At 67.8% G+C, this 13,620-nt stretch carries 17 protein-coding genes; 10 read left to right on the forward strand and 7 right to left on the reverse strand.

What is annotated here, in order from left to right; translation table 11 throughout:
* Window positions 1–4 precede the first annotated feature (4 nt).
* The 4 genes from B9C99_RS23420 to B9C99_RS23435 are packed head-to-tail and all read left to right on the forward strand — an operon-like array spanning window position 5 to window position 4,510.
* Window positions 5–2,038: an acetyl/propionyl/methylcrotonyl-CoA carboxylase subunit alpha gene (locus B9C99_RS23420; RefSeq protein WP_088899518.1), complete on the forward strand. Its 2,034-nt coding sequence runs from the start codon at window positions 5–7 to the stop codon at window positions 2,036–2,038.
* Window positions 2,038–3,201 (forward strand): acyl-CoA dehydrogenase family protein, encoded by a 1,164-nt coding sequence (locus B9C99_RS23425; RefSeq protein WP_088899519.1) that lies wholly within the window; start codon window positions 2,038–2,040, stop codon window positions 3,199–3,201. Before B9C99_RS23420 ends, B9C99_RS23425 begins: the two co-directional genes overlap by 1 nt.
* A complete protein-coding gene (locus B9C99_RS23430) occupies window positions 3,198–3,692 on the forward strand; it encodes a MaoC family dehydratase (RefSeq protein ID WP_088899520.1) in 495 nt (164 codons plus the stop codon). Before B9C99_RS23425 ends, B9C99_RS23430 begins: the two co-directional genes overlap by 4 nt.
* Window positions 3,689–4,510 (forward strand): CoA ester lyase, encoded by an 822-nt coding sequence (locus tag B9C99_RS23435; RefSeq protein WP_006550751.1) that lies wholly within the window; start codon window positions 3,689–3,691, stop codon window positions 4,508–4,510. The genes B9C99_RS23430 and B9C99_RS23435 overlap by 4 nt, the downstream gene beginning before the upstream one ends.
* Window positions 4,511–4,517: 7 nt before the next feature.
* On the opposite strand, the gene B9C99_RS23440 is transcribed toward B9C99_RS23435, so the two are convergent.
* On the reverse strand, window positions 4,518–5,291 hold the full coding sequence (locus B9C99_RS23440; protein WP_006550750.1) for an IclR family transcriptional regulator: 774 nt from the start codon (window positions 5,289–5,291) through the stop codon (window positions 4,518–4,520).
* Between the two features lie 201 nt (window positions 5,292–5,492).
* On the opposite strand from B9C99_RS23440, the gene B9C99_RS23445 reads away from it, so the two are divergent.
* The gene (locus B9C99_RS23445; RefSeq protein ID WP_064062371.1) at window positions 5,493–6,254 is read left to right on the forward strand and encodes a CoA transferase subunit A; all 762 of its coding nucleotides are present in this window, start codon (window positions 5,493–5,495) and stop codon (window positions 6,252–6,254) included.
* Window positions 6,255–6,257: 3 nt separating this feature from the next.
* Window positions 6,258–6,911, forward strand: a complete 654-nt coding sequence (locus B9C99_RS23450) for a CoA transferase subunit B (RefSeq protein ID WP_006550749.1) — start codon at window positions 6,258–6,260, stop codon at window positions 6,909–6,911.
* Here the strand turns inward: B9C99_RS23450 and B9C99_RS23455 are convergent.
* Window positions 6,898–7,434 (reverse strand): DUF1992 domain-containing protein, encoded by a 537-nt coding sequence (locus B9C99_RS23455; RefSeq protein WP_006550748.1) that lies wholly within the window; start codon window positions 7,432–7,434, stop codon window positions 6,898–6,900. The two genes, B9C99_RS23450 and B9C99_RS23455, sit on opposite strands and share 14 nt — an antisense overlap.
* A 116-nt stretch (window positions 7,435–7,550) precedes the next feature.
* Here B9C99_RS23455 and B9C99_RS23460 point away from each other — a divergent pair, with 116 nt between their 5' ends.
* The 4 genes from B9C99_RS23460 to dmpG all read left to right on the forward strand — a co-directional run bounded on the left by B9C99_RS23460 (window position 7,551) and on the right by dmpG (window position 11,223).
* Complete coding sequence (locus B9C99_RS23460) at window positions 7,551–8,306, forward strand: IclR family transcriptional regulator (protein ID WP_016696328.1); 756 nt, start codon at window positions 7,551–7,553, stop codon at window positions 8,304–8,306.
* A 90-nt stretch (window positions 8,307–8,396) separates the two neighbouring features.
* The gene (locus tag B9C99_RS23465; RefSeq protein WP_006550746.1) at window positions 8,397–9,242 is read left to right on the forward strand and encodes a fumarylacetoacetate hydrolase family protein; all 846 of its coding nucleotides are present in this window, start codon (window positions 8,397–8,399) and stop codon (window positions 9,240–9,242) included.
* Window positions 9,239–10,171 (forward strand): acetaldehyde dehydrogenase (acetylating), encoded by a 933-nt coding sequence (locus B9C99_RS23470; protein ID WP_088899521.1) that lies wholly within the window; start codon window positions 9,239–9,241, stop codon window positions 10,169–10,171. The genes B9C99_RS23465 and B9C99_RS23470 overlap by 4 nt, the downstream gene beginning before the upstream one ends.
* Window positions 10,168–11,223 (forward strand): 4-hydroxy-2-oxovalerate aldolase, encoded by a 1,056-nt coding sequence (gene dmpG, locus B9C99_RS23475; RefSeq protein ID WP_088899522.1) that lies wholly within the window; start codon window positions 10,168–10,170, stop codon window positions 11,221–11,223. Before B9C99_RS23470 ends, dmpG begins: the two co-directional genes overlap by 4 nt.
* Before the next feature lie 78 nt (window positions 11,224–11,301).
* Here the strand turns inward: dmpG and B9C99_RS23480 are convergent, their stop codons facing one another.
* The 5 genes from B9C99_RS23480 to B9C99_RS23500 form a co-directional block, all read right to left on the reverse strand.
* A complete protein-coding gene (locus B9C99_RS23480) occupies window positions 11,302–11,592 on the reverse strand; it encodes a GNAT family N-acetyltransferase (protein ID WP_016693087.1) in 291 nt (96 codons plus the stop codon).
* A 91-nt stretch (window positions 11,593–11,683) separates the two neighbouring features.
* A complete protein-coding gene (bfr, locus tag B9C99_RS23485; protein ID WP_016693088.1) occupies window positions 11,684–12,160 on the reverse strand; it encodes a bacterioferritin in 477 nt (158 codons plus the stop codon).
* Window positions 12,161–12,208: 48 nt separating this feature from the next.
* Window positions 12,209–12,406 (reverse strand): bacterioferritin-associated ferredoxin, encoded by a 198-nt coding sequence (locus B9C99_RS23490; RefSeq protein WP_026061323.1) that lies wholly within the window; start codon window positions 12,404–12,406, stop codon window positions 12,209–12,211.
* A gap of 151 nt (window positions 12,407–12,557) precedes the next feature.
* On the reverse strand, window positions 12,558–13,307 hold the full coding sequence (locus B9C99_RS23495; protein WP_088899523.1) for an AIM24 family protein: 750 nt from the start codon (window positions 13,305–13,307) through the stop codon (window positions 12,558–12,560).
* Window positions 13,304–13,620: AIM24 family protein (locus B9C99_RS23500; protein ID WP_143543595.1), on the reverse strand; the 317-nt coding region annotated here is incomplete at its 5' end. The genes B9C99_RS23495 and B9C99_RS23500, both read right to left, overlap by 4 nt.

The raw sequence follows: 13,620 nt of genomic DNA on the forward strand, positions 1-13,620 counted from the left end.
ACCCATGACTGATACGACTCGGATCGACACGGTGTTGGTCGCCAACCGCGGCGAGATCGCGGTGCGCGTCATCCGCACCCTGAAGGCGATGGGCATCCGCTCGGTCGCCGTGTTCAGCGAGGCCGACCGCGACGCCCGGCACGTGCAGGAGGCCGACACCGCGGTGCTGCTCGGACCCGCGGCGGCGCGCGAGAGCTACCTGGTGATCGACAAGGTCATCGACGCGGCGCTCGCCACCGGCGCGCAGGGCATCCACCCCGGCTACGGATTCCTCTCGGAGAACTCGGCTTTCGCCGCCGCATGCGCCACCGCCGGTATCGCCTTCCTCGGCCCGTCCGCCCACGCGATCGAGACCATGGGCGACAAGATCACCGCCAAGGCCGCGGTGTCGGAGTTCGGCGTTCCCGTCGTGCCCGGCATCTCCCGGCCCGGACTGAGCGACGACGAACTGATCGCGGGCGCCGAGGAAGTCGGCTATCCCGTGCTCGTCAAGCCCTCCGCCGGTGGTGGTGGCAAGGGCATGCGCCTCGTCGAGGACCCGAAGGATCTGCCCGCCGCGCTCGAATCCGCCCGTCGCGAAGCGGCGTCGGCGTTCGGCGACGACACCCTCTTCCTCGAACGGTTCGTGCAGCGCCCCCGGCACATCGAGGTCCAGGTCCTCGCGGATGCGCACGGCAACGTCGTCCACCTCGGCGAGCGCGAGTGCAGCCTCCAGCGACGGCACCAGAAGGTCATCGAGGAAGCACCTTCGCCGCTGCTCGACGAGGCCACCCGCGCCCGCATCGGTGAGGCCGCGTGCAACACCGCGCGCAGCGTCGACTACACCGGCGCCGGCACCGTCGAGTTCATCGTCTCCGCCGACAAGCCGGACGAGTTCTTCTTCATGGAGATGAACACCCGACTGCAGGTCGAGCATCCGGTCACCGAGATGGTCACCGGCCTCGATCTCGTCGAGTGGCAGGTGCGCATCGCCGCGGGCGAGCCGCTCGGGTTCACCCAGGACGACATCACCCTCACCGGCCACGCGATCGAGGCCCGCGTCTACGCCGAGGATCCGGCCCGCGGCTTCCTCCCGACCGGTGGTGAGATCGTCGATGTCGTCGAGCCTTTCGGGGCGAGCGCAGCGACTGGGAACGTCACCGGTCCCGGTGTGCGTGTCGACTCCGGTATCCGTGCCGGCACCGTGGTCGGCAGCGACTACGACCCGATGCTCGCCAAGGTCATCGCCCACGCCGACGACCGCACCGGTGCGCTACGACGCCTCGACCGGGCGCTCGCGCAGACCGCCGTGCTCGGCGTCGTCACCAACGTCGACTTCGTGCGGTTCCTGCTCGCCGACGACGACGTCGTGGCCGGTGCGCTCGACACCGGACTCCTCGACCGCCGGGTCGGCGACTACACCGCCCCCACCACCGCCGATTCCACGCTCGTCGCCGCGGCGATCCTGCGGTGGCTCGACCGCTGGGCGGGCGACACCACCGATCCGTGGTCGGTGCCCGACGGGTGGCGCGTCGGTGCCCACCGGCCCGTCACGTCGCGGCTCACCTCCGGCGACCGCACCGCACACGTGCGTCTGACCGGAACCCCGGCGGCCGGTGTCGCCGAGGTCGAGGACGGCGAGACCTACCGGTTCAGCGCCGTGCTGCACGGCTCCGATCTGGCGGTCGTGCTCGACGGCCGGCGTCACAGCTACCGCGTCGGCGAATCCGACGGTGCGGTCTGGCTTTCCGACGGCCACGGCAGCGTCGCCGTCCGCGAGGTGCGCGAGGCATCGGTGCGCGGCGACGACGCCCACGCCGGCGACGCCGACATCACGAGCCCGATGCCCGGCGCCGTCATCGCGGTGTCCGTCGCCTCCGGCGACACCGTCACGGCCGGGCAGACGCTCGTCGTCGTCGAGGCCATGAAGATGGAACATTCGCTCACCGCCCCCATCGACGGCACCGTCGAAGTGTTCGCGGCCGCCGGTGAGCAGGTCAAGGTCGATCAACTTCTCGTGCGAGTCACCCCGCACGCCGACACGGAAGAGGCACAGTAATGACGGAATACCTGGCCACGGGTCAACTTCCCGACGAGTACGAGCAGCTGCGCAAGACGGTCGCCGACTTCGCCCGCACGGTGGTCGCGCCGGTCGCCGCCAAGCACGACGCCGAGCACTCGTTCCCCTACGAGGTCGTGCAGGGCATGGCCGAGATGGGCCTGTTCGGCCTGCCCTTCCCCGAGGAGTACGGCGGCATGGGCGGCGACTACTTCGCGCTGTGCCTCGCGCTCGAGGAACTCGGCAAGGTCGACCAGTCCGTCGCCATCACCCTCGAGGCCGGTGTCTCCCTCGGTGCGATGCCGATCTACCGCTTCGGCAACGAGAAGCAGAAGGAAGAGTGGCTGCCGCAGCTCGCGAGCGGTCGCAATCTCGCTGCCTTCGGTCTCACCGAGCCGGGTGCGGGCAGCGACGCCGGAGGCACGAAGACCACCGCCAAGCTCGAGAACGGCGAGTGGATCATCAACGGCAACAAGCAGTTCATCACCAACTCCGGCACCGACATCACCTCGCTCGTGACCGTCACCGCCGTCACCGGTATGCGGGAGAACGGCAAGAAGGAGATCTCCACGATCCTCGTGCCGACCTCCACGCCGGGCTTCACCGCCGAACCCGCCTACAACAAGGTCGGCTGGAACGCCTCCGACACGCATCCGCTCACCTTCGCCGACGTGCGGGTGCCCGAGGAGAACCTCCTCGGCGAGCGGGGCCGCGGCTACGCCAACTTCCTGCGCATCCTCGACGAGGGCCGTATCGCGATCGCCGCGCTGTCGACCGGCGCCGCGCAGGGCTGCGTCGACGAATCGGTGAAGTACGCCAAGGAGCGCGAGGCGTTCGGCAGCCCGATCGGCAACAACCAGGCCATCGCCTTCAAGATCGCCCGCATGGAGGCACGTGCGCACGCCGCACGCACCGCCTACTACGACGCCGCCGCCGCGATGCTCGCCGGCAAGCCGTTCAAGAAGCAGGCCGCGGTCGCCAAGCTCGTCGCGTCCGAGGCCGCGATGGACAACGCGCGCGACGCGACGCAGATCCACGGCGGCTACGGCTTCATGAACGAGTACGCCGTGGCGCGCCACTACCGCGACAGCAAGATCCTCGAGATCGGTGAGGGCACCACCGAGGTGCAGCTCATGCTCATCGGACGGGAGCTGGGACTGTGAGCGAGACCGACACCACCGTGGAGAAGCGGATCGTCCAGCGCGGCCTGTGGTTCGAGGAATTCGAACTCGGCACGATCTACGAGCACCGTCCCGGCCGGACGATCACCGAGGCCGACAACACGTTGTTCACGACGCAGACGATGAACACGCAGGCGCTGCACCTCGATGCCGCCTACGCCGCCGAGACGAGTTTCGGTGAGCGTCTGGTCAATTCGATGTTCACGCTCTCGACGATCGTGGGACTGTCGGTCGCCCAGCTCACGCAGGGCACGATCGTCGCGAACCTCGGATTCTCCGAGATCTCCTTCCCCAAGCCGCTCTTCCACGGCGACACGCTCTACGCCGAGACGAAGATCGTCGACAAGCGCGAGTCGAAGAGCCGGCCGGGGGAGGGCATCGTCACCCTCGAACACACCGGTCGCAACCAGCACGGCGATGTCGTCGCCGTCGCCGTGCGCAAGACCCTCGTCCAGAAGAGGCCCACGACATGACCTGGGAACTCCCCGGCCCCGCATGGCTTTTCTGCCCCGCCGATCGTCCGGAGCGCTACGCCAAGGCCGCAGAGCGCTCCGACGTGGTGATCATCGACCTCGAGGATGCCGTCGCACCGGCCGACAAGCAGGCGGCCCGTGAGGCGCTGATCGCCACCCCGCTCGACCCCGAACGCACCGTGGTGCGGGTCAACCCGGTGGGCACGGCCGATCACGAGGCCGATCTCGAGGCGCTGCGCCGCACGTCGTACACGCGGGTCATGCTGCCCAAGTGCGAGAGCGGCGACGAGGTGCGCTCGCTCGCACCGCTCGAGGTGGTCGCGCTCATCGAGTCGCCCCTCGGGGTGCTCGCGGTGGAGGACATCGCCGTCGCCGAGAACACCCTCGGAATGATGTGGGGTGCCGAGGATCTCGTCGCCGGACTCGGTGGCAACGCGAGCCGTCGCGCCGACGGGACGTACCGCGCGGTCGCGCAACACGCCCGGTCGGTGACCCTGCTCGCCGCGAAGGGTCACGCCCGCTGGGCACTCGACTCGGTGTACCTGAACATCAAGGACACCGACGGTCTCCACGAGGAGGCCCTCGACGCTGTAGCGGTCGGATTCGACATCAAGGTGTCGATCCATCCGAGCCAGGTCGACGTCGTCCGCCGGGCGTACGCGCCCACCCCCGAGGAGGAGGCGTGGGCGCGACGTGTCCTCGAGGCCGCCGAATCGGAGCGCGGCGTCTTCGATTTCGAAGGGAAGATGGTCGACGCCCCGGTGCTGCGTCACGCCGAGCGCGTGCTGCAGCGCGCGTCGGCTGCCGCCTCGGCATGACCGCGCGTCACCGGGGACGGTGACGCAACAACTGAGTGAGACGGTGGGCGCTGTCGAGCAGCGCCTCACCGAGTTCGGGCACGCGATCGGGCCGGAACCGGCTCTCCACGCCGGTCAGACTCAACGCCCAGGTCGGGGCGCCGCGGTGATCGAACACCGCGGCGCCCATTCCCCAACTGCCCTCGACGATCAGCGCCGGATTGACGGCGTAGCCGGCCAGCCGTGTCGCCTCGATGCGCTTCTCCAGTGCGGGTCGCGCATGGTCCGGCCCCCAGTTCTCCGTGAGATCCGCCCGCGACAGATACGCCTCGATCTCCTGGTCGGGCATGTGCGCGAGGATCGCCAGCCCCGCCGACGCCACCCCGAGCGGGAACCGGATCCCGATGTGGAGCACGTGCGAACGCAGCGGGAAGCTGCCCTCCTCCATCGCCAGACACACGGTCTCGTCGCCCCGTCGCGCGGAGAGGAAGGCGCTCTCGCCGGTCGCGCGCGCCAGATCGCGCAGCACGTCGCCCGCGAGATCGGTGATGTCGTAGCGCACCGAGGCGAGCGATCCCAGCAGGTAGAGCTCGGGTCCGAGGGCCCAGCGTCCCGACGCCGGATCCCGGTCGACGAGCCCCTCGTCGGCGAGCGAGCTGAGCAGCCGGTGCACCGTGGGCCGGGCGAGATCGGTGCTGCGGGCGACCTCCGAGGTCGTCACCCCTTTCGGTTCGTGCGACGAGACGGTGCGCAGCAGAGCGGCGATCCGCGTGACCAGTTGACCCCGTGCATCGGACGACATGCCTCGATTCTACGTCCACTCAGTGAACGCATATGGCGTCTCCGTTCGATGAACGACCAATTTCAGAGAGATTCGGACGGGCACTTGTGTTCTCCACCTGCAGGATCTTTAGTAGAAGCCGAGAATGTGACCGCGTTCATCCAGTGGACGTGATTCGTCCAGCGGAGCCCAGGCGGCCCCCCGGAATCCGAGAGGTGAGAGTTGGCAACGAAAGTGTTCGAGACGGCGGCGGAGGCCGTCGCCGACATCCGTGACGGTGCGACGCTCGCAGTGGGCGGATTCGGACTGTGCGGCATTCCCGACATCCTGATCCAGGCCATCGCCGACACCGGGGCAACCGACCTCGAGGTGTTCTCCAACAACTGCGGCGTCGACGGCCACGGCCTCGGAATCCTGCTGGGCAGCAAGCGCATCCGCCGGGTCACCGCATCGTACGTCGGGGAGAACAAGGAATTCGCCCGGCAGTACCTCTCCGGCGAGCTCGAGGTGGAGCTGACCCCGCAGGGCACTCTCGCCGAGAAGCTCCGCGCCGGTGGTGCGGGCATCCCCGCCTTCTTCACCCCCGCCGGCGTCGGCACGCCCATCTCGCAGGGCGGACTGCCGTGGAAGTACAACGCCGACGGTTCGATCGCCGTGGCATCCCCTGCGAAGGAGATCCGCGAGTTCCGGGGCAAGCGGTACGTGCTCGAGGAGTCCATCACCGCCGACTTCTCGCTCGTGCACGCCCTCAAGGGCGACACCGAGGGCAACCTGGTGTTCAACAAGGCCGCGATGAACTTCAACCCGCTCGCCGCGATGGCCGGCCGCGTGTGCATCGCCCAGGTCGAGGAACTCGTCGAGCCGGGCGAGATCGATCCGGGTGAGGTGCACCTGCCGGGAATCTTCGTGAACCGGGTCGTGCACACCGGTGTCCAGGACAAGCAGATCGAGAAGCGCACCGTCAGCGCCGCGAAGGGAGCGTAGAAGATGACCACAGCTGTCGAGACACAGGGTTGGACGCGCACGCAGATGGCCGCGCGCGCCGCGCAGGAACTCTCGCCGGGGGAGTACGTCAACCTCGGTATCGGCCTGCCGACGCTGATCCCCAACTACCTGCCCGAGGGTGTGCACGTGACCCTGCACAGTGAGAACGGCATCCTGGGCACCGGGCCGTACCCCACCGACGACGCGGTCGACCCGGATCTGATCAACGCGGGCAAGGAGACCGTGACGGTCAACCCCGGCGCTGCTTTCTTCGACTCGGCGCTGAGCTTCGGCATGATCCGCGGCGGCCACATCGACACCGCCGTGCTCGGCGGCATGGAGGTCTCGGCCACCGGCGATCTGGCCAACTGGATGGTGCCCGGCAAGATGGTCAAGGGCATGGGCGGGGCGATGGATCTCGTCCACGGCGCCCGCAAGGTCATCGTGCTCATGGAGCACACCGACAAGCAGGGCAACCCGAAGATCGTCTCGGAGTGCTCGCTGCCGCTCACCGGTGAGGGCGTGGTGCAGCGCATCATCACCAACCTCGCGGTGATCGACGTGACCGCCGACGGCCTCGTCCTGACCGAGTGCGCCCCCGGCGTCACCGAGGAACAGGTGCGCGCCGCCACCGGAGCACCGCTCACCCTTCTCTGACGACCGGCCGGTTCCGCCTGCGGAGCCACCGGAAGATCCACCGTCTCCGCGCGACCCCGGTCTCGGACTCCGTCTCGAGCCGGGGTCGCGTCGAGTTCAGGGCCGTGCGGGCCTCCTCGCGACGACGTGCCCGCTCGACCTTCCACACCTCCACCATCTCCTCGGCGTCGACCTTGTGGATCGGTACGGGCAGGCCGCTCGGGAAACGCAGGCAGTCGGCGATCCGCCGGTTGAGATCGGAGACGATGTCGCGCACCACCTTCTCGCTGGGCGCCGAGCCGACCGTGCCGGGCAGCCGCTCGATCTCGCGCCGCAACTGCAGTTCGGGCGGCAGCAGCGCCTCCGTCGACAGGCCCTCACGCGCCAGATAACTCTTCACCCACCACAGATCGTCGTCGCCGTGGTCGGGGATGGGTTTGCCGTAACCGGGCAGATCGTCGAAATCGCCCCGGTCCTGCGCCACGCGGATCTGACGTTCGATCCATGTCTCGAACGTCAGGTCCCACCGCTTGCGCTCGGTCACACATCCAGGATGCCAGCGCGGGCGCCCGTCCCGGGTGCGGTGCGTGGTGTCCTAACCTGAGCCACGTGGAAGGACAGCGCGAGTCGCCGGTGCATGCCCGCCCGCCGGGCGACGGGGTGGACACCAACACGGTGCTCGGCAAGGTCGTCACCGTGCTGTGGGCGTTCACCGCCGACGACCACGTCCTCACCCTCGCCGAACTGGGCCGGCGTACCGGATTGCCGAAGGGGACGTTGCACCGCATCGTCACCGATCTCGTCGCCGTCCGGCTGCTCGACAAGGATCCGGCGGGATACCGCCTGAGCGGTCAGCTCTTCGAACTGGGTCTGCGCGCCTCTCTCGAGCGCGGCCTGGTCGAGGTCGCGATCCCGTTCATGGAAGACCTGTACGAGCGCACCCACGAGACCGTGCACCTCGGCGTCCCCGAAGGGGTGGAGGTCGTCTACGTCTCGAAGATCGGCGGACATCGCCCCGCCTCCACGCCGTCCCGGATCGGTGGACGGATGCCCATGTACTGCACCGGAATCGGCAAGGCCCTTCTCGCGTTCTCCCCGCCCGAGCTGCTGGCCGGGGTGGTCGAGGCCGGGTTGGCGCGCAAGACTCCCCGGACCATCACGACACCCGGCCGGCTCGGGGCGAATCTCGCGACCGTGGTCGAGCGCGGTGTGGCGTTCGAGTTCGAGGAGTCCGCGGTGGGCCTCGCCTGCGTCGCCGCTCCGATCTTCGACGCGGACGAGCGTCCCATCGCGGCGGTGAGCGTCACCGGTCCCGTCACCCGGTTCCGTCCGGAGAAGCACGAGGGCGCGGTGAAGGCCGCCGCCGCGGGCATCGCTGCCACCCACGCCCGGCGCGAAGCCATCCGCAACCTCTGAGCCTCACGTTCCACTCACCGGAACGCGCCCCTATGCGGGTACGGACCTCGCCGCCAGGATGGTCGTAATCCATCGAACGACGAGGACGTGATGACTACCAGCTCCAACACCACATCAGCGGCGGATCGCACCCGCATCGCCGGTGCGGCGGCCGACCGTCTCATCGAGGCCACACGCAGCTCCACCCCGTGCGGTCCGGTCCGCGACCTGCTCGGGGAGACCGACATCGACCTGGCGTACGCGGTGCAGCAGCAGCTCACCGACCGCCGGCTCGCCGAAGGTGCCCGCATCGTCGGACGCAAGATCGGCCTGACCTCCCCGGCGGTGCAGCAGCAGCTCGGTGTCGACCGCCCCGACTTCGGTGTCCTCTTCGACGACATGGACGTCACCGATCTCGACGAGGTGCCCAGCAAGCGCCTGCTGCAGCCGAAGGCCGAGGCCGAGATCGCCTTCGTCCTCTCCGCCGACCTCGACTCGGACGATCTCGATCTCGCGACCGTCCGCGCTGCCGTGGGACATGCGGTCGCCGCTCTCGAAATCGTCGACAGCCGCGTCGCCGGCTGGGACATCAAGATCACGGATACGGTCGCGGACAACGCATCCAGCGGCCTGTACGTGCTCGGCTCGCAGACGCTCACCCTCGACGAGTTCGAACCGATCGACGCCACCATGCGGATGTACGTCGACGACGAACTCGTCTCCGAGGGCAACGGCGCAGCCTGCCTCGGCGATCCGCTGAACGCCCTGCTGTGGCTCGCGCGTACGGCACGCGAGTTCGGCCAGCCCCTGCGCGCAGGGCAGGTCGTGCTGTCGGGGGCACTCGGCCCGATGGTTCCGGCGCCGCCCGGCGTCACGGTCCGCGCCGAGATCTCCTCGCTCGGCACCGTCACCGCGCGTTTCTCTTCCGAAAGCTCCACCGCACAGGAGAACTCATGACCACCAAGGTTGCCATCATCGGGTCGGGCAACATCGGCACCGACCTGCTCATCAAGATCAAGCGACTGGCCGACGCCGAACTCGAGACCGTCGCCCTCGTCGGTATCGATCCCGAATCCGACGGTCTCGCACGGGCGAAGCGCCTCGGCATCGACGCCATCTCGAACGGTGTCGAAGGACTCGTCGAGCACCCGCGCTTCGACGAGATCGAGATCGTCTTCGACGCGACCTCGGCGAAGGCCCACGAGTACAACGAGAAGGTCCTGCGCCCGCACGGGAAGATGCTCATCGACCTGACACCGGCCGCGATCGGCCCGTACACGGTGCCGCCGGTGAACCTCACCGAGCACCTCGACGCTCCGAACGTCAACATGGTCACCTGCGGTGGCCAGGCCACCATCCCGATCGTCGCGGCCATCTCCCAGGTCACCAAGGTGCACTGGGCCGAGATCGTCGCCTCGATCTCCTCGAAGTCGGCCGGCCCCGGCACCCGCGCCAACATCGACGAGTTCACCGAGACCACCTCGCAGGCCATCGAGAAGATCGGTGGCGCCACGCGCGGCAAGGCGATCATCATCCTCAACCCGGCCGAGCCGCCGATGATCATGCGCGACACCGTGCTCGCGCTCGTCGGCGAGGACCGCAAGGACGAGATCGTCGCGTCCGTCGAGGCGATGGTCGCGAAGGTCCAGGAATACGTGCCCGGTTACGCCCTCAAGCAGGAGGTGCAGTTCACCGAGGTCACCGAGCCCATGGAGACGCTCACCGACCACACCGGCCCCCTGTGGAAGGTCGCGGTGTTCCTCGAGGTCAAGGGCGCAGCGCACTACCTGCCCGAGTACGCGGGCAATCTCGACATCATGACCTCCGCGGCGCTGCAGGTCGCACGCGCCGTGGCGGCACGCAAGAAGGATCAGGTGACGGCATGACCGCGGCAACCACTACGGCACGTGAATTCGCAAGCGACGGAACGGCGCTGTACATCCAGGACGTGACCCTGCGCGACGGCATGCACGCCATCCGTCACCGCATCACCCCCGAGAACGTCGCGGCGATCGCCGGTGCACTCGACCGTGCGGGTGTCGACGCCATCGAGGTGTCACACGGTGACGGCCTCGCCGGTCACTCGCTGACCTACGGTCCCGGCAGCAACACCGACTGGGAGTGGCTCGAAGCCGCAGCCGGAGCGATCAATTCGGCCACCCTCACCACGCTGCTCCTGCCCGGTATCGGAACCGTCCACGAGCTGAAGCGCGCCTACGAGATCGGCGTGCGGTCGGTGCGCATCGCGACGCACTGCACCGAAGCCGACGTCTCCGCGCAGCACATCGCCGCGGCGAAGGAACTGGGCATGGACGTGTCCGGCTTCCTCATGATGTCGCACATGGCTCCGTCCGAGGAGCTCGCCCGCCAGGCGAAGCTCATGGAGTCCTACGGCGCCGACTGCGTCTACGTCACCGACTCCGGCGGACGTCTGACGATGGACGGTGTCCGCGAGCGCATCCGCGCCTACCGGTCGGTCCTGGACGAGACCACCCAGATCGGCATCCACGCGCACCAGAACCTGTCGCTGTCGGTCGCCAACTCGGTCGTGGCCGTCGAGGAAGGCGTCATCCGCGTCGACGCGTCGCTGGCCGGACACGGTGCCGGTGCCGGCAACTGCCCGATCGAGCCGTTCGTCGCGGTCGCCGATCTGCACGGCTGGAAGCACTCGTGCGATCTGTTCGGACTGCAGGACGCCGCCGACGATCTCGTGCGTCCGCTGCAGGACCGCCCGGTGCAGGTCGACCGCGAGACCCTCACCCTCGGCTACGCCGGTGTGTACTCGAGCTTCCTGCGTCACGCCGAGACCGCCGCGAGCATCTACGGTCTCGACACCCGCGACATCCTCGTCGAGATCGGCCGTCGCGGCCTCGTCGGTGGACAGGAGGACATGATCACCGACGTCGCACTCGACCTGCGCAACCGCGCGGGTAACTGACCACCGGCCGCACAAAGCCGGAACAATCGCGTCGGGCGCGGCACGACCCACCAGGTCGTGCCGCGCCCGCGTGCATGTCTAGTCGGTCAGATCCCGGTAGTCCGGGTGCTTCTCGATGAACTTGTCGACGTACGAGCAGATCGCGACGATGCGCTTGCCGCGGTCGCGGACGTCGTCGAGGGCGAAACCGACGAGCTTGCCTCCGAGTCCCTGACCGGAGTAGCCCTTGTCGATCTCGGTGTGGTCGAAGACGAGGCGGCCGTCGTCGTCGGGGTGGTACTGCGTGTATCCGACGACGGCGTCGTCGTCCCGGACTTCGTACCTCTGCTTCTCGGCGTTGTGCACCACGGTCACGGACGAATCGCTCATGGTCTTCCTCTCACCGTCGACAAGCTGGTGTGTCCCACAGCATAGAGAACGGGCCGCGGCGCAATGCCGCGGCCCGTTCTGCTGTGCCGGGTTATTCCGGCGGAGAGATGTGCTGGGCGAGGTACAGCGGCTCGCCGAGCTGCTCGATCAGATCGAGCTGGGTTTCGAGGTAGTCGATGTGTTCTTCCTCGTCGGCGAGGATCTCCTCGAAGATGTTGGCCGAGGTGATGTCGCTGACCGAGCGCATGTACTCGGCTCCCTTGCGGAGCCGGTCGCGGGCCTCGATCTCCACCTGCAGGTCGGCTTCGAGCATCTCCTTGACGGTCTGGCCCAGACGCAACGCCCCGAGGCGCTGGTAGTTGGGGAGTCCGTCGAGATAGAGGATCCGATCGGTGAGTCTCTCGGCGTGACGCATCTCGTCGAACGACTCGTCGCGAGTGTGCTTCGCGAGTTTCGCCCATCCGCGGTTGTCCTGCATCTTCGAATGCAGGAAGTACTGATTGATCGCGGTGAGCTCGGCGGTGAGTTGTTCGTTGAGCAACTCGATGACCTTCTTGTCGCCCTTCATGGCACCTCCCGGGGTGAACCATCAGGTTTACCGCCGGGTAGGGGCTGGCTACACGGCGGTCTCGAGTTCGATGGTCTCATTCCGCTGGCGGGCCTGCCGGATGATCGCGGAGATGTTCCGGACGCAGCTGCCACAATCGGTGCCGGCGCGGCACTTGGCGCTCACCTCGCGGGTACACCGTGCTCCCGCAGCCACCTCTGCCTCGATGTGGTGGTGGGTAAGAGCGTGGCAACTGCAGACGATCATCAGAGCCACCTTTCTGCGACTGAGGAAACACTCACTTAGGTTGTCCAAACCTTACATCGGCTTAGGCTAGCCTAGCTTGTGATCGTAGTCACAGAAAAGGGGACCCGGATCCGTGTTATACCCAGGTCTGTCCCAGGGTGTGCTACTGCAGCTACTGCTGTTGCAGGTGTTGCGAGACCACCTGGTTGATCCGGTGCAAACCGGGCGAGGTGAGGCCGGGGATCTGGTTCTCGATCGTGCGCACCAGCGACGAATCGTCGAGAACCTTCTCACTCGACTGGATCAGGACGGTGCCGGCACCCGTGAAATCGAACTGTCGCTCCTCACCCGACTGCACCCCGAAACGACGTGCCCCCGCCGAGACGAAGCCGGTGATCCACGATTCGTCGTAGTGATGACTGGGGGACGGGCAGTCGGCCCAGCCGACGAGCGCCTCGGGATCGACCCGCAGCGGCGGCTCGGCGAACATCACCGGCCCGTTCGACGACGCGAGGAAGCGGCCCGTACCGATAAGGGTGAGGAAGCCCGGGACGATCGACTGGTTGAGCGACAGGCCCGGTTCGAAGGCCAGCAGATTGGCCTGCCGGATCGTGAGGTTGCCGGCGTCGAGGTCGTACGAATTGATGTCGTATCCGCGGTCACCGATGATCAGTTTCCCAAAGCCCTCCGCCACGACGTAGTCGCCGAGATAGAGCGGAGCGGAGAACTGCTGGGCCACCATGTGCAGCAGATGTCCCTGCAACCCGTGGGTGAGCGCCGAGAACTGCACCTGGCCGTAGTACGCGATCATCGCGCCCTTCGACAGGAACCAGGGCGTCTGCAGGTCGATGCAGTAGGCGTAGGGGTTGCCCGGCACATTGTCGCTGCCGCCGAAGCTCGACGGGTTCAGAACGGTACTCACAGCTTCTCCTCCGATGCCTGCACGTAGACGATGCCCTGTCCGCTGCATTCGAGTTGCATGGCCTCCCCGCCGGTGCGACCGACGTTCCGCCAGCTCATCGACGACTTCAGTTCGGTGCGGACCGGGCCGTAGGACGCGACGAACGCCTGTGGGTCGACGACCACCGGCGTCGGGCCGCCCACCTGGAGTTCGAACACGCCACCGTGGGCGAGCAGCACCGCCGCACCCTGGCCGGTCAGCTGGGTGGTGAACATGCCGGTGCCGGTCATCGCGCCGGTGGCGGCGCCGCGCAGTGCCCCGAGCAGACCACCGC

This window comes from Rhodococcus sp. BUPNP1 (assembly GCF_002215235.1).
Lineage (GTDB): Bacteria > Actinomycetota > Actinomycetes > Mycobacteriales > Mycobacteriaceae > Rhodococcus.

Excerpts from the sequence above, each read along its gene's own strand:
- B9C99_RS23480 (WP_016693087.1), bottom strand. The coding sequence starts at position 11,592 with ATGAGCGATTCGTCCGTGACCGTGGTGCACAACGCCGAGAAGCAGAGG.
- B9C99_RS23450 (WP_006550749.1), top strand. The coding sequence starts at position 6,258 with ATGACCACAGCTGTCGAGACACAGGGTTGGACGCGCACGCAGATGGCC.
- B9C99_RS23420 (WP_088899518.1), top strand. The coding sequence starts at position 5 with ATGACTGATACGACTCGGATCGACACGGTGTTGGTCGCCAACCGCGGC.
- B9C99_RS23465 (WP_006550746.1), top strand. The coding sequence starts at position 8,397 with ATGACTACCAGCTCCAACACCACATCAGCGGCGGATCGCACCCGCATC.
- B9C99_RS23425 (WP_088899519.1), top strand. The coding sequence starts at position 2,038 with ATGACGGAATACCTGGCCACGGGTCAACTTCCCGACGAGTACGAGCAG.
- dmpG (WP_088899522.1), top strand. The coding sequence starts at position 10,168 with ATGACCGCGGCAACCACTACGGCACGTGAATTCGCAAGCGACGGAACG.
- B9C99_RS23490 (WP_026061323.1), bottom strand. The coding sequence starts at position 12,406 with ATGATCGTCTGCAGTTGCCACGCTCTTACCCACCACCACATCGAGGCA.
- B9C99_RS23440 (WP_006550750.1), bottom strand. The coding sequence starts at position 5,291 with ATGTCGTCCGATGCACGGGGTCAACTGGTCACGCGGATCGCCGCTCTG.
- B9C99_RS23470 (WP_088899521.1), top strand. The coding sequence starts at position 9,239 with ATGACCACCAAGGTTGCCATCATCGGGTCGGGCAACATCGGCACCGAC.
- B9C99_RS23435 (WP_006550751.1), top strand. The coding sequence starts at position 3,689 with ATGACCTGGGAACTCCCCGGCCCCGCATGGCTTTTCTGCCCCGCCGAT.
- bfr (WP_016693088.1), bottom strand. The coding sequence starts at position 12,160 with ATGAAGGGCGACAAGAAGGTCATCGAGTTGCTCAACGAACAACTCACC.